This is a genomic window from Deinococcus metalli (genome assembly GCF_014201805.1).
GTDB lineage: Bacteria > Deinococcota > Deinococci > Deinococcales > Deinococcaceae > Deinococcus > Deinococcus metalli.
This window is the reverse complement of record NZ_JACHFK010000001.1, coordinates 734793-759297: the sequence shown is the minus strand read 5'-3', so window position 1 is coordinate 759297 and position 24505 is coordinate 734793. Positions and strand designations below refer to the sequence as shown.

21 protein-coding genes are annotated in these 24505 nt (G+C 70.1%); 6 read left to right on the top strand and 15 right to left on the bottom strand.

Annotation, left to right across the window (positions count from 1 at the left end; all coding sequences use genetic code 11):
- Positions 1-97: 97 nt before the first annotated feature.
- The 5 genes from HNQ07_RS03690 to HNQ07_RS03670 form a co-directional block, all read right to left on the bottom strand.
- Positions 98-1303: a Gfo/Idh/MocA family protein gene (locus HNQ07_RS03690; protein WP_184109516.1), complete on the bottom strand. Its 1206-nt coding sequence runs from the start codon at positions 1301-1303 to the stop codon at positions 98-100.
- A complete protein-coding gene (locus HNQ07_RS03685; protein WP_308430863.1) occupies positions 1300-2319 on the bottom strand; it encodes a dipeptide epimerase in 1020 nt (339 codons plus the stop codon). Before HNQ07_RS03685 ends, HNQ07_RS03690 begins: the two co-directional genes overlap by 4 nt.
- A complete protein-coding gene (locus tag HNQ07_RS03680; protein ID WP_229831746.1) occupies positions 2316-3182 on the bottom strand; it encodes a C40 family peptidase in 867 nt (288 codons plus the stop codon). Before HNQ07_RS03680 ends, HNQ07_RS03685 begins: the two co-directional genes overlap by 4 nt.
- A gap of 61 nt (positions 3183-3243) precedes the next feature.
- Entirely contained in the window at positions 3244-4233 is a 990-nt protein-coding gene (locus HNQ07_RS03675) for a dipeptidase (RefSeq protein ID WP_229831747.1), read from the bottom strand.
- Positions 4230-4940, bottom strand: a complete 711-nt coding sequence (locus HNQ07_RS03670) for an HAD family hydrolase (RefSeq protein WP_184109514.1) — start codon at positions 4938-4940, stop codon at positions 4230-4232. Before HNQ07_RS03670 ends, HNQ07_RS03675 begins: the two co-directional genes overlap by 4 nt.
- Positions 4941-5128: 188 nt before the next feature.
- On the opposite strand from HNQ07_RS03670, the gene HNQ07_RS03665 reads away from it, so the two are divergent.
- Positions 5129-6298, top strand: a complete 1170-nt coding sequence (locus HNQ07_RS03665) for an alanine--glyoxylate aminotransferase family protein (RefSeq protein ID WP_184109513.1) — start codon at positions 5129-5131, stop codon at positions 6296-6298.
- Between the two features lie 63 nt (positions 6299-6361).
- On the opposite strand, the gene HNQ07_RS03660 is transcribed toward HNQ07_RS03665, so the two are convergent.
- On the bottom strand, positions 6362-7066 hold the full coding sequence (locus HNQ07_RS03660) for a metallophosphoesterase family protein (RefSeq protein ID WP_184109512.1): 705 nt from the start codon (positions 7064-7066) through the stop codon (positions 6362-6364).
- Positions 7067-7129: 63 nt separating this feature from the next.
- Between HNQ07_RS03660 and lnt the strand changes: the two genes are divergently transcribed.
- Positions 7130-8596, top strand: coding sequence for an apolipoprotein N-acyltransferase (gene lnt, locus HNQ07_RS03655; RefSeq protein WP_229831748.1), 1467 nt, complete (start codon positions 7130-7132; stop codon positions 8594-8596).
- 7 nt (positions 8597-8603) lie between these two features.
- On the opposite strand, the gene HNQ07_RS03650 is transcribed toward lnt, so the two are convergent.
- Positions 8604-9572 (bottom strand): tyrosine-type recombinase/integrase, encoded by a 969-nt coding sequence (locus tag HNQ07_RS03650; RefSeq protein ID WP_184109510.1) that lies wholly within the window; start codon positions 9570-9572, stop codon positions 8604-8606.
- Between the two features lie 194 nt (positions 9573-9766).
- Entirely contained in the window at positions 9767-10759 is a 993-nt protein-coding gene (locus tag HNQ07_RS03645) for a diacylglycerol/lipid kinase family protein (protein WP_373297929.1), read from the bottom strand.
- A 37-nt stretch (positions 10760-10796) separates the two neighbouring features.
- Between HNQ07_RS03645 and HNQ07_RS03640 the strand changes: the two genes are divergently transcribed.
- The 3 genes from HNQ07_RS03640 (at position 10797) to aspS (ending at position 14356) form a co-directional block, all read left to right on the top strand.
- Positions 10797-11174 carry an IPT/TIG domain-containing protein gene (locus tag HNQ07_RS03640; protein ID WP_184109508.1) on the top strand — a complete coding sequence of 126 codons (378 nt, stop codon included), beginning with the start codon at positions 10797-10799 and terminating at the stop codon, positions 11172-11174.
- 108 nt (positions 11175-11282) lie between these two features.
- Complete coding sequence (hisS, locus tag HNQ07_RS03635) at positions 11283-12623, top strand: histidine--tRNA ligase (protein WP_184109507.1); 1341 nt, start codon at positions 11283-11285, stop codon at positions 12621-12623.
- Positions 12620-14356, top strand: a complete 1737-nt coding sequence (aspS, locus tag HNQ07_RS03630) for an aspartate--tRNA ligase (RefSeq protein WP_184109506.1) — start codon at positions 12620-12622, stop codon at positions 14354-14356. The genes hisS and aspS overlap by 4 nt, the downstream gene beginning before the upstream one ends.
- Before the next feature lie 87 nt (positions 14357-14443).
- Here aspS and HNQ07_RS03625 read toward each other — a convergent pair whose 3' ends face one another.
- The 7 genes from HNQ07_RS03625 to rho all read right to left on the bottom strand — a co-directional run bounded on the left by HNQ07_RS03625 (position 14444) and on the right by rho (position 20694).
- Positions 14444-15190, bottom strand: coding sequence for an alpha/beta fold hydrolase (locus tag HNQ07_RS03625; protein WP_184109505.1), 747 nt, complete (start codon positions 15188-15190; stop codon positions 14444-14446).
- Complete coding sequence (locus HNQ07_RS03620) at positions 15187-15915, bottom strand: alpha/beta fold hydrolase (RefSeq protein WP_229831750.1); 729 nt, start codon at positions 15913-15915, stop codon at positions 15187-15189. Before HNQ07_RS03620 ends, HNQ07_RS03625 begins: the two co-directional genes overlap by 4 nt.
- 124 nt (positions 15916-16039) lie before the next feature.
- Entirely contained in the window at positions 16040-16654 is a 615-nt protein-coding gene (gene pdxT, locus HNQ07_RS03615) for a pyridoxal 5'-phosphate synthase glutaminase subunit PdxT (RefSeq protein ID WP_184109503.1), read from the bottom strand.
- Positions 16644-17534: a pyridoxal 5'-phosphate synthase lyase subunit PdxS gene (pdxS, locus tag HNQ07_RS03610; protein ID WP_184109502.1), complete on the bottom strand. Its 891-nt coding sequence runs from the start codon at positions 17532-17534 to the stop codon at positions 16644-16646. Before pdxS ends, pdxT begins: the two co-directional genes overlap by 11 nt.
- Before the next feature lie 61 nt (positions 17535-17595).
- The gene (locus tag HNQ07_RS03605) at positions 17596-17997 is read right to left on the bottom strand and encodes a response regulator transcription factor (RefSeq protein ID WP_184109501.1); all 402 of its coding nucleotides are present in this window, start codon (positions 17995-17997) and stop codon (positions 17596-17598) included.
- A complete protein-coding gene (locus HNQ07_RS03600) occupies positions 17994-19388 on the bottom strand; it encodes a M23 family metallopeptidase (protein WP_184109500.1) in 1395 nt (464 codons plus the stop codon). The genes HNQ07_RS03605 and HNQ07_RS03600 overlap by 4 nt, the downstream gene beginning before the upstream one ends.
- A 28-nt stretch (positions 19389-19416) precedes the next feature.
- Positions 19417-20694, bottom strand: coding sequence for a transcription termination factor Rho (gene rho, locus HNQ07_RS03595; RefSeq protein WP_184109499.1), 1278 nt, complete (start codon positions 20692-20694; stop codon positions 19417-19419).
- 588 nt (positions 20695-21282) lie between these two features.
- On the opposite strand from rho, the gene ileS reads away from it, so the two are divergent.
- Complete coding sequence (gene ileS, locus HNQ07_RS03590) at positions 21283-24483, top strand: isoleucine--tRNA ligase (RefSeq protein ID WP_184109498.1); 3201 nt, start codon at positions 21283-21285, stop codon at positions 24481-24483.
- Positions 24484-24505: the final 22 nt, after the last annotated feature.

The window sequence follows — 24505 nt, the reverse complement described above, 5'->3', positions numbered from 1 at the left end:
CCAAGCATGGAATAAACGATTGGATGGGGCAAAATATTCACGAGTCGGCGTAATCGTGAATTAAATCACTAGCAGTGTTGGTAGACTCGCAGACGCATCACAACGTCTCCGCCACACCCGTCAACCGCGCCCGCTCCGCCGCGAAGGCCATGCGGTGCGAATCGACCGATACCGACAGGGGAGACGGCCACCCTCCCTCGCCCCGCAGCGCCGACAGCCACGTGCGGACGAGGCCAAAATCCCCTCCGCCGTGATTGCCGTCGGTGGGCACGTGCCACGTGCGCGCCGTGCCGGTGCGGAAGTCGTGCAGCTCCAGCTCGCCGCGTTCCATGTGGCCGCGCAGCTCACCGTACGGCCCGACCAGCTTGAAGGTGCGCGAGATGTCGTGCGTGAACGCCGAGACCGTGAGCTGCGCGGTGAGGCCGCCCGCAAATCCCAGCGTGACCGCCTGGTGGTCGACCACCGTGTTGTGCCCGGCGTACACGCATTCGCCGTAGGGACCATCCGCGAGGGCGTCCGCCAGCGTGCCGCCGCCGGCCACCAGCACCGTCACGGGCCACACGTCAGTCGGCCGTCCGAGATAGATGGTGCGCGCGTCGTACGGGCAGTCTGCCACGGGGCACTCGACGCAGCGCCCCTGCGCGCCCGCCGGCGCCTGCTCGGGCCGGAAGTGGTGCAGACCGCCCACGCTGCCCACCGTGACGGGCGGCGAGCCCGCGTACCAGCGCAACAGGTCGAGGTCGTGGCAGGCCTTTGCAAGCAGGAACGGCGCAGCCGGCGGACTGGCCCGCCAGTTGCCGCGCACGTACGAGTGCGCGTAATGCCACCAACCGACGTTTTCGGACCACGTGATGCCGATCAGCGGGCCGAGCACCCCGGCATCGAGTACACCGCGAACCTCCTTGAAGATGGGCGTGCTGCGCAGCACGTGGCAGACGGTCACGGTGCCCGCGGATTCAGCCTCCGCCCTCAGGAGGTGGTCGAGCTCGGCCTCGTCCAGGCAGATGGGCTTCTCCAGCAACACGTGGTAGCCGAGGTCCAGGGCGCGCAGGCACGGCTCGACGTGCTGGTGATCCGGCGTGGCGATGACCACCGCGTCCGCCACCCTGCCGAGGGCGAACAGGTCGTCCCAGTGGGCGTGGCACGCGTGGGCGGGCACGTCCAGCCTCGCCCCGACCTCCGCCAGCCGGCCCGCGCGGGGATCGACCAGCGCCACGATCTGCGCCCCGAGACTCTGGAGGTGCGTGCCGTACACATCCGCGCCCCGGTTGCCGCAGCCGATCACCGCCACACGGATACTCATATGCGGTGCACGCCCCAGCCCGGAGCGGTGGGCCGCTCGAGGTGCCCGGCAGTCCACTCCAGGCCCGCGAAAGGATCGTCGGCAAGCAGAAGCGCGCCGTCCAGATCCGCCCAGTCGCACAGTCCGGCGAGGGCGGCGGCGGCGCTGATGCCCAGGCTGCTCTCGATCATGCAGCCCATCATGACGCTCAGGCCATGCGCGCGGGCCAGCCGCAGGGCCCGCAGCGCCTGGAGCGGCCCGCCGAGCTTAGCGAGCTTCAGGTTCACGCCGTCGAAGGCGCGGGCGAGCGCCGGCACGTCGCTGACGTGGTGCACGCTCTCGTCCGCGACGATGGGAAGCGCGGCGCGGGCACGCAGCTCCGCGTGCCCGTCCAGGTCTGCGGCGGCCAGCGGCTGTTCGAGCAGTTCCACCCGCGCGTCCTCCAGCACCCCGAGCATGCGGCGCGCCCGGGCGCGGCTCCACGCGGCGTTCGCGTCCACCCGCAGCGTCACGTCCGGCACCTCCTCGCGCAGCGCGGTCAGGATCGCCTCGTCCCGATCGGTGCCGAGCTTCACCTTCAGCACCGTGTAGCCCTGCGCCACAGCTGTCCGCGCCTGGTCCCGCATGGCGGGCAGGTCGGCCAGCGACACCGTGAAACTGCTGGGCGGAATGGGCGACGCCGACAGGCCCAGCAGGCGCCATACGGGCAACTCGACAGCGTGCGCGCACCACTCCACGGCGGCCATCTCCAGCGCGCACTTCACGCTGGGATGGTGATGCGGCATCCGGGCGCCCAGCCGCGCGGTCAGGCCGTCCCAGTCCCACGGGTCCTCCAGCGCGGGCGCCAGCAGCGGCAGCACGGCCTCCACGGTGACGCCGGTCTCGCCGTAGAAGGCGTTCGGCGCGGCCTCGCCGGAACCGCGGACCCCACCGTGGTCTAGGGTGACGATGGCGCGCGGATACACCGAGTGCGTCCAGCGCGCGATGCCGAAGGGGTGCGCGGTGTGCAGGTCGAGGGTCTCCCACGACACGCTCACGCCGGCCACCGCCCGAAGCCGCTCAGGTCCGCCGCCAGCCGCCGCCCGTAGTCGCCATCGCCCAGCGTCTCGACGGTCACGCGCATGTGCGTGGCGTTCGCGTGGACGACGCGGTTCGCGTCGAGCATCACGCCCACGTGTCCCGGGAAGAACGCGAGGTCACCACGGCGCGGCTCCTCGACGGACGGCAGCGCCGCCTGCTGCTGGTCCGCGTCGCGGGGCAGCGTGCGGCCCGCCGCCGCGTACACCAGCTGGGACAGGCCCGAGCAGTCCAGGCCCCACGCGCTGCGGCCCCCCCACACGTACGGCGTGTCCACGAACCGCAGCGCCAGCTCTGCCGGGTCGGTGGTCCCCATGGGCTCGACGACCACCTCCTGCACCCACGCCTCGGCCCCGTCGGGTAGGTGCACCGGCAGCCACGCGCGGTGACCGTCCTGCACGGCGTTGCCGTCGGCACGGGTGACACGGCTGCCACGGCACAGTTCCGCGCGCAGCGGACGGCTGACCTTCGGCCCGGCGTAGGCGTGCGCGCGCAGGGCCGACACGACGAGGTCCGGCGACGTCCGGGCCGTGAGGTGCTCTGTCCGCGCCCAGCCCAGGTAGCAGTCATGGACCGTGCGGACGCGCTGCCAGCCGGCCGGGCCCTCCCACAGCACCTCGACCGGCTCGCCCGGCAGGGCCTCGGTGACCTGCGCGCTGTCGGCATCTGGGGCGGCCCGCAGCGACACGCGGGCGTTGCCGGCCTGCGCCGCGTGGGGCGTGACGAACGTCCAGTCGTCCCCCACACGTCCCCGGAGGGCGATGTCGGCCGTCCGGGTGGCGGCGTCGAAGGCGTGGATGCGCGGATCAAGCTCGGTGCTCACACTCCGCAGCGTACCCCTCGGCGCGCGCCGGACCGCCACAGGTGGTCAATGCCTGCGCCGCTCACAGGTGCGTGGTCAGCCAGCGCGCCCAGTTCCCGCCGGCCACGCCCGCGCGGGCGTCCTCGGGCAACAGGTCCAGCACGGCCGGCACGTCCACGTACGTCTCGATGCCCAGCGGCGTCTTCTCGGCGCCGAAGCCCCCGTCCATGTCGGTGCCCAGCGCCACACGGTCCCAGCCGACGATGTCGGCGTAATGCCGGGCGTGCTCGGCCAGGGCGTCCAGCGGCACGCGCACGCTGTCCGGCACGGCGCGCAGGAAACGGCTGAGGTACACCAGCCCGATCACGCCGTCCGCCTCCGCGATCGCGCAGGCCATGTCGTCGGTCAGGTGGCGGTTGCCGGGCACCAGGGAGCGGGCGTTGCTGTGCGACGCGATCATGCGCGGCCCGAGGTCGGCGGCGTCCCAGAAGGCCGCGTCGTCCAGGTGCGACGCGTCCAGCGTCACCCCCAGGTCGCGCATGGCGGCCACCAACTCGCGTCCGGCCGGTGTGAGCGGCCCCGGCGCGTCCGTCCCGCCGGCGTAGCGGGTCGCGCCCCACGCCGGCCCCACGATCCGCACGCCCCACTCGACCCACTGCGCCAGATCGTCCGGGGTGCGCAGCGGATCGGCGCCCTCCATCAGCAGCACCACGCCCAGCGGCGCGTCCGGCCGGGCCACGTGCGCGGCGACCTCGGCCCGGTCCCGCAGCAGCACAATCTCGCCCGCGTCCTGCCACCGGCGGTACTGGTCGAGCTGCGAGAGGGCCTGCGCGCGGGCGCCCGCCGCGTCCGTATATCCCTGCGGGCTGGCCGGCGTGCGCGGCATGGCAAACAGCGTGCCCAGGCACACCCGCAGCCCCGAGCGCCGCAGTTCCGGGAAGGTCACGGTCGCGCGCTGCCCCGCGATGGGATCGGCGGCGCGCAGCGCCTCCACGCTGCCGCTGAGGTCCCGGCCCTCACCGGCGTTGTACGCCAGATCCAGGTGCCCGTCGATGAGCAGGGGAGGCGTCACGCGCCCACCCGGGCCGCCCGGGCGTCCACCACGTCCAGCACCTCGCCGAGGGTGTGCAGGGCGTCGGGGTTCTGGCCCGACAGGTCGATCACGCGCGCCCGCATCCCGAGCGCCTCGGCCGCGTGGACATTCTCGGGCTTGTCGTCGATGAACAGCACCTCGGCCGGCGTGCAGTCCAGCGCCTGCGCGGCGTGGAGGTAGCTGCCCGCATCGGGTTTGTGCACGCCGACCGTGCAGGTCGCGATGGCCACATCGACCACGTCGGCAAGGCCCACAAACGCCAGCGTCCGGTCGATGCTCGGGAGGGTGTTGCTCAGCACGCCGACCTTCAGCCCGCGTGCGCGCAGTGCGCTCAGGACGTCCCGCGCCCCGGGCACAGCTTTCATGTAGGCCTCGTAGGGGTAGCGGGCCATCCACTCGGCGGCGGCCTCCGGGCTGAGGTTCAAGCGCCGCGCGAGCTCCTGGCCGTAGGCCTGCCAGAACGCGTCCTCGTCGGCCGGCGTGCGCAGGTGCCACCACGACGAGGACCGGTCGGGTGAGATGGACTCGCTCCACACGTCCGCGAGCACCTGACCAACGTGCGTGACGTCCAGGCTGTGGCGTTCGGCGGCCCAGGTCGCAGCTTCACGGGAAACGGCGCGGTCGGTACAGGCGATGGTGTCGTCGCGGTCGAAGAGCACGGCCCGGAGGGGCGGCAGGACGGTCATGACCGCATGCTAGGGAATTTTCACCGGACGTGCCGATCATGCACCCCCTCGTGTCCTTCTGGAGGAGATCGAGCAATAGTCTCAACCATTCCCGGAACTGTGCCATCGAATGTTGCGACTGAATCCGGAATCTAGCCCGGTTTTGCAATTCTGTTGCTCAGACGCCCCCGACACGCTATCCTGCTCGCATGTTCGACGACCTCCACCTCGACCACATCCTGCTCACCCCTGGCCCCACCCCGATCCACCCGCGGGCGCAGCAGGCCATGATGCGCGGCATGCTCGGGCACATGGACCCCGAGGTGTTCAAGCTCAACCGCGAGATCCAGGACGACCTGCGCGTCATGTACGGCACCGAGCCCGAGGCCTTCACCGCCCTGCTGGCCGGCACCGGCAGCCTGGGCATGGAGTCGGGCTTTGCGAACCTGGTCGAGCAGGGCGACGAGGTGCTGGTGTGCGCAAACGGCTCGTTCGGTCGCCGCATGGCCGAGATGGCCGCCCGCTACGGCGCGCGCGTGCGCCTCGTGACCGCCCACCTGGGCGAGGCGATCCGCCCCGAGGACGTCGCCGCGCACCTCGACGGCGTCCAGATGGTCGCGGTCGTTCACGGCGAGACCAGCACCGGCGTCCTGAACCCCGTGCCGGAGATCGCGGAACTCGTCCGCAGCAGCGGCGCCCTGCTGACCGTGGACGCCGTGACCACCGCCGGCATGGAACCCTTCCACATGGAGCGGTGGGGGGTGGACTACGCCTACACCGGCGCGCAGAAGTGCCTGTCGGCTCCTCCCGGCCTCGCGCCCGTGGCGATCAGCGAGCGCGCCTTTGCCCGCTACAGCGCCCGCCGCACGCCCACGCCGCTGTGGTACTGCGATTTCGAGGGCCTGCGCGACTACTGGGTCGAGCACACCTACCACCACACCGTGCCGGTGAACCTCCACTACGCGTTCCATGCCGCCCTGCGCGCCGCGCTGGAGGAGGGTATGGAGGCCCGCCAGCAGCGCGTGGGGGAGGTCGGGAGCGCCATCCTGACCGCGCTGACGCCGCTGGGCTTCAGCCACTACGTCAAGCGCCCGCAGGACCGCCTGCCCACCGTGCTCGCCCTGCGCCTGCCCGAGGGGCTGGATGACGCGGCGGTCCGGAGAGCCCTGCGGCAGCGCGAGATCAGCGTGACGGGCGGCTTGGGCCCCACCGCCGGCGTGATCTGGCGCCTGGGCCTGATGGGCGAGGCGGCCCGCCCCGCGCCGTACCGCGCCCTGATGCGCGCCCTGGAGGACATCCTGGGCGAGACCGGCCTGGTGCGCCGATTCGACGAGGCCCTGGAACGCCACGCGGCCGGAGCCAGCCCCGTCTCCGTCTAAGAATTGCCCGTCAGGAGAGCGGCACCGGGATTTCGCCCCGGTGCCGCTCTCCTCCTGGAACTGTTAGCCCATGCGGCCGGTCTTGATCACGTCCGCAATCACAGGCGGCAGGTTCCAAGCCATGATGTCGAAGGCGCTGGACGCGAAGTCGTACGTGACCTTGTGCAGTGAGACCTTCGGTTTGCGCCCGATGCAGTCCACGATCGCCACGTCCGCGCCGGGCTCGTGGTTCAGGGTGAGACCCACGCTGCCGGGATCGACGAAGGTCGTCTCGCCGATGGTCCGGACGAAGGGCACGTGCGATCCACCGACCACGACGACCCGCGCCGCGAGCGTGTCGGCCAGCGTCTCGAGGTCCCGCTCGTTCGCCATCAGGTCCAGCCGCACCTCGGGGTCGTGCGGACTGCCGTGGAAGTACCGCACCCGGCCGATCGGCGTCATGATCCGGCCGCCCGGCGGGAGCCGGCGCAGGAAGTCCATCTGGTCCGGCGAGAGCATCTTCTTGGTCCACACCAGCACCTGATCGGCCACGCCCTTGCGGTCGTTGCGGTCGCCCAGGTCGATGGCGACGCGCATGTCGCTGGAGCCCAGTCCGGTGGACCAGCCCTCGCGCTTCACAAAGTCGATGACCGGGCCTGGCGACGCGCCGTAGCCGACCAGATCACCCACCACCACGACCTGGTTGACGATGTTGTCGGCGAGGAAGCGCTTCACGGCGGTCAGTGCGTGAATGTTCCCGTGAATGTCACTGATGAAGGCCACTCTCAAGGTGCCTGCATCCTAGAGCATCGCCGTCCGCGGCGCGCCCGGTCACCCCCTATCATGGCGGTCGTGCCCGCCCTGAGTGTTCCGATCATGTCCGCCCTGCTCGGCGCGGCGCTCGCCCTGTGCAACGTACCCCTGCCGTGGAGTCCGCTGGCCTTCGTGCCGCTGGCCGCCGTGCTGTGGTACGCCGCGCAGGGTTCAGATGCCCGTGGAGTCAGCGTCCGGCTGCTGTGGTCCGGCGTGGGCCTGTTCACCGTGCACCTGTGGTGGCTGACCGCCTTCCTGAACAAGTTGCTCGGCACCGGCACCGGCGTGCTCGCCTTTGCTCTGTTCCTGCTGGAGGGCGCGTTCCTGGCTGTCATGGCGTACCCGCTCGCGCGGCTGGTGCGCGATCCGGTCGCGCGCGTGTGGGCACTCGCCGGCGCGTGGGTGATCCTGGAGTGGCTGCGGTTCCTCGGTCCACTGGCGTTTCCGTGGCCGACGCTGGGAGCGACGCTGCTGCCGTCCCCGGCCATCCAGATCGCGGACCTGGGCGGCGTGTTGCTCGGTAGCGTCCTCGTGACGTTCACCGCCGCCAGCCTCGCGGCCTTCGCCCTGACCCGCCGTCCGTGGGGGAGGGGCCGGCTGCTGGCATACGCGGCCCTCGCGTGGGCCGTGGCGCTCGGCTACGGCCTGACGCGGACACCCGGCAGCGGGCCGGTGCAGCCGGTGCTGGTGCTGCGCACGCCCTTCGACTCCTTCGGCCGGGCGTCCGGCTATGTCAGCCCGGAGGAGCAGGAGCGTCAGCAGCGCGTGGCCTCGCAGCGTCAGACCCACGGCGAGGTCGTCGTGTGGAGCGAGACGGCGATCACGGCACCCGGCCGGCCCGCGTTCCTCCCGTCCTTCGTCGGCCCGGGCATCAGCGGTGTCGGCTCCGGCGGTGCGGAACCAGAATTCAACGCGGTGGCCGCCATCGACGCCCGCTCGAACGCCACGAGCTGGAGCGACAAGAGCAAGCTCGTGCCCTTCGGCGAGTACTTCCCGCTGTACCGACCGCTCCACCCGCTGTACGCCATCATCGAGAACGCCATCCACATCCGGCTGGGCGGGGTCGAGGAGAGCGGCGATCCGCGCCCTCTGACCCTGAACGGTGTCCGCTACGGCGCGTACGTTTGCTACGACTCGGTGTTTCCGTGGGTGGCGCGCTCGCTGGCGAAGCAGGGCGCGCAGCTGCTGGTGAATCCCAGCAACGACGGCTGGTACGACGGCTGGGGCGTGCTGCAGCACTTCGCGATGGGCCGCGTCCGCGCCATCGAGACCCGCCGCTGGCTGGTGCGCTCGGTGAACCGCGGCGTGGCCGGCAGCGTGAACGACCTCGGGCAGCCGGTCCAGACGGTGGCCGCAGGGGAGACGATGCAGGTGCTGCACGTCCGCCCCAGGCTGCTGTCCGGCACGACCGTCTACATGCGGGTGGGTGACCTTCCGGCGCTGCTGCTCGCCGCGTTGATGATCGTGTACGCGTTCCGGACGGACGGACGCGCCCGGCGGTGGTGACCGCGCGCTAGCGGAAGCCCTCGACCACGTCGTTCAGGTCGTCCTCCGGCACCTCCACGTAGCGGCGGGTGGTATCCACCTGCTCGTGGCCGAGGAACCCCGCCACGCGCGTGAAATCCTTCGTGGCCGCGTACAGCTGCGTACCCGCATATTTGCGCCCGGCGTGGAAGCCCCGGAATTCGTGCGCGACCCCGGCCTTCAGGGCGACCTTCTGGAGCCGCTCGTACGCGCTGGAGTACGCCCGGAAGGTGGTCAGGTGGCCGCCGGAAGACGCGCTCTCCGCGCGCAGGGCCGTCAGTGCCTCACGCAGCCGGGCACTGAGCGGCACCACGCGCGCCTTGTCGCCCTTGCCGTGCGTGACCCGCAGGCGCCGGGCGGGCAGGTCGATGTCCTCCCAGCGCACGGCCAGCGCCTCCGCGATCCGCAGCCCCGCGTGCGCCATGAGCAGCAGCAGCACGCGCTCCTGCACGTCCGCCTCCGCGAGCATGGCCTGAATAACATCCGCGCGGTACGGGGGGTTCTTGACGATGCCCTTGGTGCGGTCTTTGGGGCGCTTGACGTCCGCGAAGGGATCGGCGTCCGTCGCGCCGGCCCATCGCAGCGCCCGGTACAGTGCGGACGCCGCGGCCACCCGGGCCATGACCGTCGCGGGTTTCAGGCCGGCGGCCGTGAGTGACGCCACGAACATCGACGGTTCGCGCCGTCCGGGGTGCAGCACGTTCCACGCGTTGGCAGCCGCGTGCTCGACCAGCACCTCCACGCCCTTGCGGTACGCGCGCAGCGTGTGGGGGCTCAACCGGACGCCGGCGCTGGTGTCGGTGGTCAGAAAGGCCTGCGTGAGGCTCCACAGGTCGTCCGCGTGCTTGTCCCGCGCGGCGACGGTGGCCCGGACCCGCAGGGCCTCGTCCGTGAGGCCGGTGAACGCGCGGGCGTGGCTGAGGCGGTCGCCGGTATAGGGCGTGAGGTCGCTCGACATCTGTCCGATGATAACATGCCTTATCAACGGGTGGCTTCGCGGAGCGAAATGCCTCCGCGTACGCCGCCCGCGTTTACACAGCAGGCTCCCGTACCCCTCGGCACGCCTCCGAGGCCCCTTCCTGGCCCTCCTGTGAGCCTGCCCAGAAAACACCGCCCCAGACGCAAAATCTGGGGCGGTGGACGTCAAGCCCGTCAGGTGGCGAGCTGTTCCTCGGTGCTGGGCGTCAGGTAGCGCACGGCGCCGGGCAGAATGCGCGCGGTGAACGGTGTGGTTTCCACGTGCAGCTCGCCGTCGTACTGGAGTGGGAACGGATCGGCGGCGTCCACCGTGACTTCACGGGCGCTGAGCGTCTCCAAGTTGCCGCTGAACAGCGGGTCGCCGAGATTCAGCTTGGCGCGCACCGAGTCGATCAGGTTCGGCACCAGGCGCAGGAGGTTCCCGGCCTTCAGGAGCACCACCGTGAAGCGCCCATCGTCCGGGCTGATGTCAGTGGTGATGGGCAGCCGGAAGTTCGCCATGCCGAAGTTCGCGACCATCACGCCGATGCCCTCGAACTCGCGGCGCTGACCGTCGATGGTGAGCGTGAAGGTGGTCTTGCGCGGGTTGAGCTGCTTCATGGCGCTCATGACGTATGCGAGCACGCCGAAGCGGTCCTTGAGGTCCTCGCTGTCCCGGATCATGGCGGCGTCCGCGCCGGCACCCGCGAGCATGGCGAAGCCCTGCGTCTCGCCGCGCACCTCGACCTCGCCCATGTCCACCCGCACGGCGCGGCCCTCGGCCACCACCCGCGCGAGATCCTGGGGCGTGACCGGCAGGTCCAGGTTCTGCGCGATCAGGTTGGCCGTGCCGGCCGGGTACGCCAGCAGCGGCACGTTCTTGTACCGGCTCGCGTACGACACCGAGCTGACCGTGCCGTCCCCACCGGCCGCGACGACCGCGTCGAAGGACTCCACGTCCTTTACGTACTCGGTCATGGGCGTGTCCTGCGTCAGTTCCCGCTCGACGACCTCGGCGCCGGCGCCGCGCAGCAGGGTATTGAACGTGGGCAGGCCGCTGTCGCCGTTGCCGCTTTTGGGGTTGAAGATGACCAGCACACGCTTGCCGGTCATGGAGGGGATCGTGGCGTCGGCCGCGTCTGGGCCGGGAGAGCGGCCGGCACTGGGGGGGGGCGTTTGACCGGTCATGTCGCGAATCATTAGACTGCCCGTGGAGGCTGCCCTAATGCTGCGTTTCTTTGTTGCTCCTTTACTGTTCGCCGGGGTGCTCGCATCCTGTGCGCCGCGCCAGCAGACCCAGACCGCCGAGCAGATGGTGACGGTCACCCCCATGCTCGTCAAGGTATCCGAGGGCGCCGCCCGCGGCTCCCAGCTCACCATCCAGGGCCGGTTCCTGGGCGGCCCCAGCATCGGCAAGGTGCGCCTCGGCGCGACCGAGACCGGACAGGGCGGCTACGTCTTCCCGGCGACCGCGGTCGTGTCGTGGACTGACACGCAGATCGTCCTGACCATTCCGGCCGACGCGCCCGTCGGCGGCAGCTGGCTGTTCGTCGAGGTCGGCGGCAAGCAGTCCACCGGGCTGCCGTACAGCGTCCGGCAGTAAGCACAGCGGAGTGGGGGCGGCCGGCGCGCAGGCGTGGCCGCCCTCTCCCCTGCTTCCATGCTCCCGCGTTGGACGGTCAGACGCTCAGACCGGTAGACTTCCCAGGTTATGGCGATTCAGCGGCCCAAGGGTACCCAGGACCACCTGCCGGACGGCAGTCCGAAACTCAGTCTCGACACGCGGGCCGTGGCCTTCCAGCACGTTCAGGACGTCTCCCGCCGGGTGCTGGAGCGCGCTGGCGCGCAGTTTCTCGCCACGCCGGTGTTCGAGGAGGCGGAACTCGTCAAGCGCGGCGTGGGCGGCAGCACCGACATCGTCCGCAAGGAGATGTTCACGGTGTACTACTTCGGTGACCACGGGGGCTTCATCCTGCGGCCCGAGGGCACGGCGGGCCTGGTGCGCGCGTACCTCCAGAACGGCCTCAAGCAGCTCCCAGCACCCCTGAAGCTGTGGACCCACGGCCCGATGTTCCGCGCGGAGAACGTGCAGAAGGGCCGCCTGCGACAGTTCCACCAGGTGGACTACGAGGTGCTGGGCAGCACCGACCCGCTGGTGGATGCCGAGGCAATCGCGCTGATGGTGGACGTGGTGGCCGCCCTGGGATTGACGGGCGTGCGCGTGAAACTGGGCAGCATCGGCGACCCGGCCGACCGCGAGACGTACAACGCCTACCTGCGTGGGCTGTTCGGCGCGCACGTGGACCGCCTGTCGGACGACTCGAAGGAGCGTCTGGAGCGCAACCCCATGCGGATCCTCGATTCCAAGAGCGCCGGAGACCAGGCGCTGATCGCAGAACTGGGCGTGAAGCCCATGCTGGACTTCCTGGGCGACGACGCGCGCGCGCACTTCGAGGCCGTGCAGACTTACCTGAACTCGTGGGACGTCGCGTACGACATCGACCCGAGCATCGTGCGCGGACTGGATTATTACCGCCGCACCGCGTGGGAACTGCACCACGAGGGCGTGGGCGCAAAATCCGCGCTGGGCGGCGGGGGCCGTTACGACGGTCTGGCCGAGCAACTCGGCGGGCCGCTGGTGCCGGGCATCGGCTGGGCCTTCGGCATCGAGCGGTTGCTGCTCGCCATGGAGGCCGAGGGGCTGGACGTGCCCGGGTCGGGCGGCCCGCTGCTGTACGTGGCCGCGCTGGACGTGGCCAACGTCGGGCATGCCGCGACGCTTGCAATCGCCGCCCGGCGGGTGGCACGTGCGGAGTTCGCGTACCGAGCAGTGAAGCCCGGCACCGCCTTCCGCGACGCCGAGCGGCGTGGAGCGCGGCTGGTCGCCCTGATCGGCTCGGATGAGGTCGCCCGCGATGTCGTGAGCGTCAAGGACCTCGCCACCGGCGTGCAGATGACCGTCGGCACCCGTGACTTGCCGGCGTACCTGGCCGGGCACCTCGAGCCATCCGGGAGCGTGGCACAGGCCGCCCCCGCGCAGGAGAACGCATGAAACGCACGTCATATATCGGAGAATTGGTGCCCGCCCAGGCCGGGCAGAGTGTCACGTTGCAGGGCTGGGTGAACCGCCGCCGCGACCTGGGCGGCCTGATCTTCCTCGAGCTGCGCGACCGCAGCGGCGTGGTGCAGGTGCAGGTGGAACCGGACTCCCCCGCTTTTGCTGCGGCGGACGAGCTGCGCGCCGAGTACGTCGCGGAGATCGAAGGCACGTACCAGGCGCGGCCCGAGGCGCAGCGCAAGGGCGGCGCGGCGGACTACGAGGTGATCGCGTCGCGCGTGCGGGTGCTCAACACTGCCAAGACCCCGCCGTTCGAGCTGGACAAGGGCGACAGCGTCGCGGAGGACATCCGCCTGAAGTACCGCTATCTCGACCTGCGCCGCCCGGAGATGCAGCGGCACCTGATCCTGCGGTCCAGGGCGGTGGCGGCCATCACGTCCTTCCTGGCGAACGAGGGCTTCGTGCAGGTCGAGACGCCCATGCTCACGAAGTCCACGCCCGAGGGCGCCCGCGACTTCCTGGTGCCCAGCCGCCTGAACCCGGGCGAGTTCTACGCGCTGCCGCAGTCGCCGCAGCTGTTCAAGCAGCTCCTGATGATCTCCGGCATGGACCGCTACTACCAGCTCGCCCGCTGTTTCCGCGACGAGGACCTGCGCGCGGACCGTCAGCCGGACTTCACGCAGCTGGATATGGAAATGAGCTTCGTCGAGCAGGAGGACGTGCTGGCGCTGAACGAGCGGCTTCTGGCGCACGTGTTCCGCGAGACGCTGGGAGTGGAACTGCCCCAGCCGTTCCCCCGCATGACCTACCACGCCGCGATGGACACCTACGGCTCGGACAAGCCGGATCTGCGCTTCGGGACGGCCTTCACCGACGTGACCGAGCTGTTCCGGGGCGGGGAGTTCGCGGCCTTCGTATCCGCACCGTGCGTCAAGGTCATCGTGGCACCGGAACTGACGCGCAGGCAGATCGACGAACTGGAGCGCGTCGCCAAGCAGAACGGCGCGCGCGGCCTGGCGTGGCTGCGGCGCGAGGGCGAGGGCTTCACGGGCGGCATCAGCAAGTTCGTCGGCGCGCAGACGGCATCCCTGCTGGCCGCGACCGGCGTGCCCGAGGGCGGAACCCTGCTGTTCAGCGCCGGCCCGTGGAAGTCGGCCGTGTCGGCTCTGGGCGCGGTGCGGCTGGCGCTGCGCGACGCCTTCGACCTCGCGGCGGGCGGCCCGCTGTACCACGTGTCGTGGGTGACGGACTTCCCCCAGCTGGAACTGGACGAGGAGTCCGGTACGTGGACCTACATGCACCACCCCTTCACCGCGCCGCACCCGGACGACGTGGAGCTGTTCGGCACCGAGCGGCAGGGCGAGATCCGGGCGCAGGCCTACGATCTGGTGCTCAACGGCTTCGAGGTCGGCGGCGGCAGCATCCGTATCCACAGCCCGGAGGTACAGGCTCTGATGTTCGGGGCCATCGGCTTCACTCCGCAGCAGGCGCAGGACAAGTTCGGCTTCTTCCTCGACGCCCTGACGTACGGCACGCCGCCACACGGCGGGATCGCGTGGGGCTTTGACCGGCTGGTCATGGTGATGACCGGCGCCGCCAGCATCCGCGAGGTGATTGCGTTCCCGAAGAACAACCGCGGCGCCGACCTGATGGCCGAGGCGCCCTCCCCTGTCGATGCCGCGCAGCTCACCGAGATCGGGCTGGCGGTGGAGGGTCGAGAGGGCTGACAGATGGACGGAGATGGCTGAACTAGCCATTTCACCGCAGTCTTAAGTGAATAGTTTCACGACTATGCTAGATCGTGATTGATTTGTTCACCTTTCGATTGCCTCAAGAAAATCCAGGGTGTATCTCGCCACCGCCCGGGGATGCGAATCCGTGAGGGCGTGCGTGCCGCCGGCGATCTCCCGCACGACCGCGTCCGGAATGGCGGTCCGGATGGCCTGAACCGTCCACGACTGGATCACCGGATCGCTCAGGCCGTCGAGTAGCAGCGTGGGCACGTCGACTCGGCCGAGCAGCGGCCCGGTGTCGTGGGCCGTCTGATCGTCCGCGAGGCGCAGCATCCGCCGCACACCGCAGTGCCGGTACGCGCGCAGGCCAGGGACCAGCAGGGCGGCGCGTTCCCGCGGCAGGTCACGCAACAGGCGCAGCAGTTGCACCGGCACGCTGGGATTCTCGGGAATGCCGGTTGGAGCACACGCGACGACAGCCGTACAGAACCCCGGGTAGCGGGCGGCGAGGTCGAAGGTGACCTCCCCTCCCAGCGAGTGCCCGAAGACCGGCGTGCCCACCAGCCCGGCCTGCACCAGCCACGCGGCCAGGTGGTCTGTCAGGTGTTCTATGCACGTCGGGAACGACGCCGTGCCCTGGCTGTACCCGTGGCCCGGCGGGTCGTAGAGGTACACGCGTCGGTCATCTGCCAGCGCCGCCGCGACCCGCAGGTACATCCACGACGCGCAGCCCAGACCGGGCACAACCACCAGCGGGGCTCCGCGCCCCAGCACCAGCGCGTGCGTGCGCAGGCCGTGCACGTCGAGGAATATCCGGTCGACCTTCATCCGCCTTCCCCTCGGCCCTCAGCCATGAAGTCCAGCACCAGCCGGTTGAAGGTGGGCGCCGCGTCCACCATCACCACGTGGCCGGCGCCGGGAATCACGTGCAGCGTCGCGCCGGGGACCAGACCGGCCAGCATGCGCCCGACGCTCACGGGCACCAGGGCGTCCCTCGCACCCCAGATCACCAGCGTCGGAACATGGACGGCCGGCAGCAGCTCCTGCACGCTGTCGCGCAGCAGGTCGCGGCTGCTGATGAGCAGGTTGCGCGGCCCCGCCCGCAGCGCGTCCCCGATGATCTGCGGCAGGAAGCGCTTGCGGCCCGTGACCAGCGCGCCGGGCAGCGCCAGCATCACGCGCGGCAGGGGCTGACGCAGCAGGCCGCTGGCCGCCGCAAGCACCAGCCTGGACACGCGGTCCGGCACCAGGGCCGTGACATGCAGGCTGATATGCCCGCCCATCGAGTGACCGATGACCGTGACATCGTGCAGGTCGCGTTCCTCCAGCCACGCCGCCACCAGCCGGGCCACGGCCTGCACGCCCAAAGCCCGCTGCCGCCGCGCCCGGCCGTACCCTGCCAGGTCAAGCACGTGGACGCGGTGCTCGCGGCTCAGCGCAGGGACGTTGTGACGCCACCACTGGCCGGAGCCGCTGAGACCGTGGATCAGCACCACGTCCGGGCCGTGGCCCGTCGTCGCGACGTGGAGCCGCGCTCCATCCCGTTCGTACACGCTCGTCTCCACCGCCCCTACCCTACGTGACGGGAGTGCCGGCGGACGTACTGAAATGCTTACATCTTAGTGAAAGTATTCACGATTTTTCGAGCTCGTGAATATTTTATTCCTCTCCCTGTTTCTAGCGTGTTAATTCTGGGACAAGCATCTCCAGAAACGCCCGGTGTAGCCGGGCATCCCCGGTCAGCTCCGGGTGGAAAGCGCTGGCCAGGACCCTTCCCTGCCGCACCAACACGGCGTGGCCGGCGTAATCCGCGAGGACGTCCACGTCGCTCCCAACGCGCACGAAGGTCGGCGCGCGGATAAACACCGCCTCGAACGGCGCGTCCAGCCCACGCACATCGAGAGGAGTCGTGAAGGAATCCACCTGACGTCCAAAGGCGTTGCGCTGCACGGTCACGTCGAGCACACCGAAGCTGCGCTGGTGGCCGCCGTCCTGGGGCGGTGCGCCCAGCACGTCCGCCGCGAGGAGGATCGCCCCGGCGCACGTGCCCCACAGTGCCCCGCCCCGCGCGTGGAGGGCCGCGATCGGCTCCCACAGGTCGAAGCTGTCCAGCAGGCGGGTCATGGTGGTGCTCTCCCCTCCGGGCAGCACCAGGCCCGCCAGACCGTCCACGTCGGCGGGCAGACGGACCTCGCGCCCGGCGGCTCCGAGGCTCTCGAGCCGCTGGCGGTGCTCGCGGAAGGCGCCCTGGAGGGCCAGGACGCCCACCACGGGCGCGGCTTTACCAGCCACGGCTGGCAAGGCGTTCGGCCGGGATCAGCTCGTCGATGTTGATGCCGGTCATCGGGGCGCCCAGGTCCTCGCTGATCTCGGCGAGCACGTCCGGGTTCTGGTAGTGCGTGACGGCCTTCACGATGGCCTGCGCACGGCGTTCGGGATTGTCGCTCTTGAAGATGCCGCTGCCCACGAACACGCCGTCCAGGCCGAGCACCATCATCAGGGCCGCGTCGGCCGGGGTGGCGACGCCGCCGGCCGCGAAGTTCACGACGGGCAGGCGGCCGTGCTCGTGCACGTACTTGACCAGTTCGTACGGTGCCTGGAGATCGCGCGCCACCGTCATGAGTTCCTCGGTTGGGCGGGACTGGATCGCGCGGATCTCGCCCAGCACGGTACGGGCGTGGCGCACGGCCTCCACGACATTGCCGGTGCCGGCCTCACCCTTGGTGCGGATCATGCTGGCACCTTCACCCACGCGGCGCAGCGCCTCACCGAGGTTCTTCGCGCCGCACACGAAGGGCACGCGGAAGTCCGTCTTCAGGATGTGGAACTGGTCGTCGGCCGGTGTCAGCACCTCGGACTCGTCGATGAAGTCCACGCCGAGCGCCTGGAGGATCTGCGCCTCGACCACATGCCCGATGCGGACCTTGGCCATCACCGGAATCGTCACGGCCGCGATGATCTCCTTGATCATCTTGGGATCGCTCATGCGGGCCACGCCGCCGTCGCGGCGGATGTCGGCCGGCACGCGTTCCAGCGCCATCACGGCGGTGGCGCCGGCCGCCTCGGCGATGCGCGCCTGCTCCGGCGTGACGACGTCCATGATCACGCCGCCCTTGAACATCTGTGCAAACCCGCGATTCAGCTGGGGCGTTCCGGTGGTGGTCTCGCTCATGGCTCCACGGTAGCCAACAGCTGACCCCATCGGAAGGGTCAGCAGGCGGGAGCAGATGGGGTCAGTCCGTGGGGGGACGGGACGCCCAGACGTGTTCGATCACAGCGATCAGCTCGGACGGACGGAACGGCTTGACCAGATACTCCACCCGCACATCGCCGCCCAGGTCTGGCAGCGGGTCCGGTCGGTTCAGGCCCGACAGGAACACCACCGGCGGCACCAAGGGCAGGGCAGCGCACAGGTGACGGACCGTCTGGAAGCCGTCCCACGGGGCCATCAGCACGTCTATCACGATCACGTCCACGTCCTGAACGTGGAGGTGGGCAAGCGCATCGGGACCGCTCGGGACCGTCTGCACGTCGTAGCCGTGCAGACTCAGCGTGAGGTCGAGGAGTTCGAGGATCTGTTCCTCGTCGTCCACGACCAGCAGCCGCAGGCCCGGGCCGTCCGGGCGCCCATTCACGGCAGTAGCGCCAGCGGGTCGACCGGGCGCCCTCCCAGGCGCACCTCGAAGTGGAGGTGCGGCCCCGTGCAGATGCCGGAGCAGCCCACATAGCCCAGCAGCTGGCCCTGGACCACGTGCTGGCCGGCCACCACGGCCGCGCGGCTCATGTGGCCGTACACGACGGTGCTGTTGCCGCTCACCGTGAAGACGTTCAGGCCGTAGTCCCCGTACCCGCTCGCGGTGACTTCGCCGTCCAGCGCGGCGTAGATGGGCGAGCCGTACGGCGCGGCGAGGTCCACGCCGCCGTGGAAGACCTCGCGGTGGAACGCGATATCCCGCTCACCAAAGCGGCTGGTGATGCGGTACGCACGCATCGGCCACGCCAGCCCCGAGGCCCCGGTGGACGCCCGCTGGACCACCGCGCCGGACTCGCTGGCGCGGCGCGCGGCGGTCGGGCGGGCGGCGGCCACCTTCGCGGCGGCCGCTTCGCGCTGCCGCAGGGCAGCCTGCGCCGCCTCGAACTGCACCTGCCGCTCGTAGGCCTGGATCTTCGCCCGGCGCTCCTCGGACTGCTGCCACGCGAGGTAGCGGTCGTACTGCTCCTGGCGCTGCGCGGCTGCCACGGCCCGCTGCCGGGCCTGCGCCGTCTTCCACGCCAGGAACCGCTCGTACTGCTGCTGCTGGGCGTACACCACGGCCGCGCGCTTCTCGGCCGCGCGCTGCGCGAGGAGCTGCTGCTGGAAGCCCTCGGCGCGCACGCCGGGCAGCAGCAGGGCGTCGCCCACGGTCAGCTCGGTGGGCAGTGCGCCGTTGGCGCGGGCCGTCTGCACGAGGTCCGCGCCGTACCCGGCGATCAGCGACAGCGCGGACTGGCCGGGCTTGATGCGCAGCAGCAGGCCGCGCTCACGCGTGGGCACGTTGAGGGTCTCGCCGATATGCACGCGGTCGAGGCTGGACCGGTCGAGGTTCACCCCCAGCAGGTCCACGATGGTCAGGCCGAAGCGGCCCGCGATGCCTGCCAGGGTGTCGCCGGCGCGCACGCGGTACACCTGCACGGACGCCGGGCGCCGCGGCGGACGCTCGGATTCGCTGGACACCAGCTTCAACTGGGCCAGCCGGGCGTGCGCGCGGCCAGACACCGGCAGCAGGCTCACGCCGGCGGACGCCACCCCGTAGCGGCGGCCCACCTGCACGGCCGTCTCGCGGGTGGAGACCACGACGGTCAGCACGCGGTGGGCGGTCGCCGGGGCCAGCGTGACGTCAGGCCCCGGCTGCACCAGCGTGGCGGGATCGAGCAGGGACACGGGCACCGGCACGCCGCTGGGTGGACCGGAAGATGCGGCCGCAGCCGGGACGAGCAGGGCGGCCGCGAGGGCCACGGTCAGACGAAGACGTAGCGGTACGGACACGGGGGCTCCAGGGTGGGGGTGGACGATCTCAGCCGCCCGCAAGGCCTTGCAGGAATTCGATGTTGTTGCGGGTCTTGCCCATCCGCGACAGCAGCATCTCCATGGCGTCGGCGGGGTCCATGTCGCTGATGACCTTGCGCAGCAGCCACATCTTCTTGAGCACCTCAGGCTGCAGCAGCAGCTCCTCACGGCGGGTGCCGGACTTCAGGATGTCCAGGGCCGGGAAGATGCGGCGCTCCTCCAGGCGGCGCGACAGCACGAGTTCCGCGTTGCCGGTGCCCTTGAACTCCTCGAAGATCACGTCGTCCATGCGGCTGCCGGTCTCGACCAGCGCCGTGGCGAGGATGGTCAGGCTGCCGCCCTCGCGGATGTTGCGCGCCGCGCCCAGGAAGCGCTTGGGCCAGTGCAGGGCGTTGGAATCCAGACCGCCCGACAGCGTGCGGCCGGTCGGCGGCGTGACCAGGTTGTTCGCGCGGGCCAGGCGGGTGATCGAGTCGAGCAGGATCACGACGTGACCGCCCTCCTCGACAATGCGCCGGGCGCGCTCGTGCACGAATTCCGCCACGCGCACATGGTGCTGCGGCGGCTCGTCGAAGGTGCTGGCGACCACCTGCGCGCCGCGCACACTCTCGCGGAAGTCCGTGACCTCCTCGGGGCGCTCGTCCACCAGCAGCACCATGACGGTCACGTCCGGGTAATTCTTGGTGATCGAGTTGGCGATGTTCTTCAGCAGGGTGGTCTTCCCGGCCTTGGGCGGCGCGACGATCAGTGCACGCTGCCCGCGCCCGATGGGCACCAGCAGGTCCACCACGCGCAGGCTCAGGCCGTCGCCCATCGCCGGGTCTTCCATCACCAGCTGCGCTTCGGGGAAGGTGGGCGTCAGGTCGTCGAACTTGGGGCGCTTGCGGGCCGCCTCCGGGTCCAGACCGTTCACGGCCTCGACCTGGATCAGCGAGCCGTAGCGCTCGTTCTCGCGGGCCTTGCGGGCGCGGCCGATCACGGAGTCGCCGGTGCGCAGGTGGTACTGCTTGATCACGCCCGCCGTGACCAGGACTGAGCGCGAGTGCTGGTCGAGCAGGTCCGACTGCAAGAAGCCGTAGCCGTCCGGGCTGATCTCCAGGTAGCCCTGGGCAAGCAGCTGGCCCTCGGCGTCGGCCTGGCGCTGCATGATCGCCAGGGCCAGGGCGTCTTTCTTCAGTTTGCGGTAGTTCTCGATGCCGTACCCGGCTGCGATCAGGTGCAGTTCCGGGAGGATCTTCTGTTGCAGTTCGTGGAAGGGCAGGGCGGAGGGAACGGTGTCGGTCACTGTGCCGACCCTCCCCGGCGCTGCCTGCGGGTTTGTGAAGTGAATTGGTAAGCCGTGGACTCCATGATCGTCTCCTGAGACTGGCGCCGGAACGCCGATCTGCCCGCCTGCGGTCCGCCACCGGCGGCCAGCGAACCTGACGGGACTTAATGATCCCAGCATAAACCGCTGGGGCGGCCCCGTGCGCGGGGTGTCCAGCACCGGGCGACACGCGGCGCGCAGGTCATTGACCGGCCCGGTCAGCCGGCCTACCATACGACAACCTCCGCAGCCGGAGGTTAAAGCCAGCAACGCGACCGTGAGGACAGTACGCGGACAGAGCGGCGCCAGCGAGCCGGGGATGGTGGAAGCCCGGTGGCCAGCTCCCCGCCGAACATCACCTCCCGCGCCGGCGGAAGAACCGCCCCGTACGCCGGGGCCCACTAGACCCGCCCGTACGCCCCGCGACAGAGGGACAGCAACGAGGCCGCAAACGCGGCGAAGTTGGGTGGTACCACGCATGCCTCAGCGGCGACGCGTCCCAGCACACGCTGGAGCGCGTCGTTTTTTCGTTGGCCGCCGCTCCGGGACCCGCTTTCAAGGAGTGCCATGACCACCTCGGATACACCGCAGAAGTTCGCCCCCGTCGAGTCCAACCCCAGTTTCCCGCACATGGAGGAAGCCCTGCTGCGCTGGTGGCGCGACGAACGCATCTTCGAGCGCTCGCTGGAGCAGACGGCGGGCGGCGAGCCCTACACCTTCTACGAGGGGCCGCCCACCGCGAACGGCATGCCCGGCATCCACCACGTGGAGAGCCGGTCCCTGAAGGACCTCTTCCCGCGCTTCAAGACCATGCAGGGCCGCTACGTGGCGCGCAAGGCCGGGTGGGACACGCACGGCCTGCCGGTCGAACTCGCGGTGGAGAAGAAGCTCGGCCTGAACTCCAAACGCGAGGTCGAGGCATACGGCATCGACCGCTTCAACGCGCAGTGCCGCGAGACCGTCTTCGAGTACGAGCAGGAATGGCGCAGATTCACCGAGCGCATGGCGTACTGGGTGAACCTCGACCAGCCGTACATGACGCTGCACCGGAACTACATCGAGAGCGTGTGGTGGAGCGTCAAGGAGCTGGACGGCAAGGGCCTGCTGTACAAGGGATTCCGGGTGGCGCCGTACTGCCCGAAGGACGGCACGACCCTCTCGAACGCCGAGGTGAGCGAGGGCTACAAGGACATCCAGGACCCCAGCGTGTACGTGACCTTCGCGCTGCGCGACCCGGCGGCGCTGGGCCTGGACGCCGGCGCGGCCTTCCTGGTGTGGACGACCACGCCGTGGACGCTGCCGTACAACGTGGGTGTAGCCCTGCACCCGGACTTCGAGTACGTGGCCGCAAAGGACAGCGAGGGCCGCACGCTGATCCTGGCGCGCACGCTGCTCGCGGAGGTGCTGGGCGAGGGCGCCGAGGTCGTGAAGACCTTCCGCGGCACCGAGCTGGACCGCGTGGCGTACGAGCCCCCCTTCACCGAGGCCTACGACGCCGAGGGCGAGGGCAAGCCCGTATGGATGAGCGGCCTGGACACCTACGTGAGCGACTCGGACGGCACCGGAATCGTGCACACCGCGCCGGCCTTCGGCGAGGACGACATGCGCTTGAGCCGCAACTACGGGTTCCCGGTGATCGTGGGCGTGGACGAGACGGGCAAGCACCGCTTCGGGCCGTGGCAGGGCGTGTTCTTCCGGGACGCGAACAGCGACATCGTGCGTGACCTGCGTGCGCGCGGGATCATGTGGCGCGAGAAGAACTTCGTGCACAGCTACCCGCACTGCTGGCGCTGCGGCACGCCGCTGATGTACTACGCGACCGAGAGCTGGTACCTGCGCAACACGACCCTGAAAGACCGCCTGATCGAGCTGAACCAGAGTATCGACTGGCACCCCGCGCACATCAAGAACGGCCGCTACGGCGGGTGGCTGGAGAACCTGATCGACTGGAACCTCAGCCGCAACCGCTACTGGGGCACGCCGCTGCCGGTGTGGGAGGCGGAGGACGGCGAGTACCGCGTGGTCGGCTCGTACGCGGAACTCGCGCAGCTCAGCGGGCGGACCGACGTGGCCGGACCCGACTTCGATCCGCACCGGCCCTTCGTGGACGACGTGACCTTCGACGTGGACGGCAAGACCTTCCGCCGCGTGCCGTACGTGATGGACGTGTGGTACGACTCGGGCGCGATGCCCTTCGCGCAGCACCACTATCCCTTCGAGAACCGCGAGGTCTTCGAGCGCGGCGGCTTCCCGGCCGATTACATCGCAGAGGCGATTGACCAGACGCGCGGGTGGTTCAACTCGCTGCACCAGATCGGCACCATGGTGTTCGACTCGGTGGCGTTCAAGTCGGTGATCTGCGCCGGTCACTTCCTCGACGAGAAGGGCCAGAAGATGAGCAAGAGCAAGGGGAACATCCTGAACCCCTGGGAGGTCTTCGACGCGTTCGGGGCCGACGCGGCGCGCTGGTACACCTACGTGTCGGCGCCGCCGGAACTGTCGCGCCGGGTGGGCCTGAACGTGATTGGAGAAGCCTTCCGCTCGTACTTCCTGACGCTGTGGAACACCTACTCGTTCTTCGTGCTGTACGCGAACCTCGACCGTCCGGATCTGGCGGCGGCCCCGCCGGTGCACGAGCGCCCCGAGGTCGACCGCTGGCTGCTGGCGAAGGTGCAGGCGCTGATCGGCACGGTCACGGACGCGCTGGAGAACTACGATCCGACCGCGTCCAGCCGCGCACTCCAGGACTTCGTGGTGGAGGACCTGAGCAACTGGTACGTGCGCCGCAACCGCCGCCGCTTCTGGAGCGGGGACGGCATGGTGGATGTGAGCGCCTACGCCACCCTGCACACCGCGCTGGTCACGGTGACGCAGCTGACCGCGCCGTTCACGCCGTTCCTCGCCGAGACGCTGTACCAGAACCTGGTGCGCTCCGTGACGCCAGGCGCCCCGCAGAGCGTGCACCTGAGCGCGTGGCCGGTGGTGAATGAGGCCCTGGCCGCGCCCGCCCTGGTCGGGGAGATGGACGCCGTGCTGCGCGTCGTGGGGCTGGGCCGGGCCGTGCGCGGGCAGACGGGCCTGCGGCAGCGTCAGCCGCTCCCGAAGGTCATGCTCCGCGCCAGGACGGCCGATCAGACGGCCGCGCTGGGCCGCTTTGCCGGGCAGATCCGCGAGGAGCTGAACGTGAAGGAGGTCGAGCTGCTCGACCAGTACGCAGAACTTGTGAGCTACCAGCTGCGCCCGAACCTGCCGCTGCTGGGCAAGAAGTTCGGTAAGGCGGTGCCGCAGGTGCGCGCCGCGCTGCAGGCCGCGGACGCCTCGGAGATCGCGCGCGCGGTGCGCGACGGCAAGTTCTTCGAGGTGGTGGCTCCGGGCGGCGAGCGCTTTGAACTCGGGCCGGACGAGGTGCTGGTGGACGCCCGTTCACCCGAGGGCTACGCCGCGATGGAGGAAGCGGGCTACCTGGTGGCCTTCGACACCACCCTGACCCGTGAACTGGAACTCGAGGGCCTGGCCCGCGACCTCGTGCGCGGCATCCAGGACGGCCGCAAACGCGCGGGCTTCCAGGTCTCCGACCGCATCACCCTGCACCTCGACGTGAGCGGCGACGCGCGGGCGGCGGCCGAGGCGTGGCAGGAATACGTGGTGTCCGAGACGCTGGCCGAGTCCCTGACCTTCGGCACGGCAGACGGATACCGCGCCGAGGTGGAAGGCGGCGCGGCGTACCTGGAAAAGCTCGACCGCGACGGCTCGCCCAGCGAGGCGTAGGCGCAGCAGCAGGGCGGGCTGG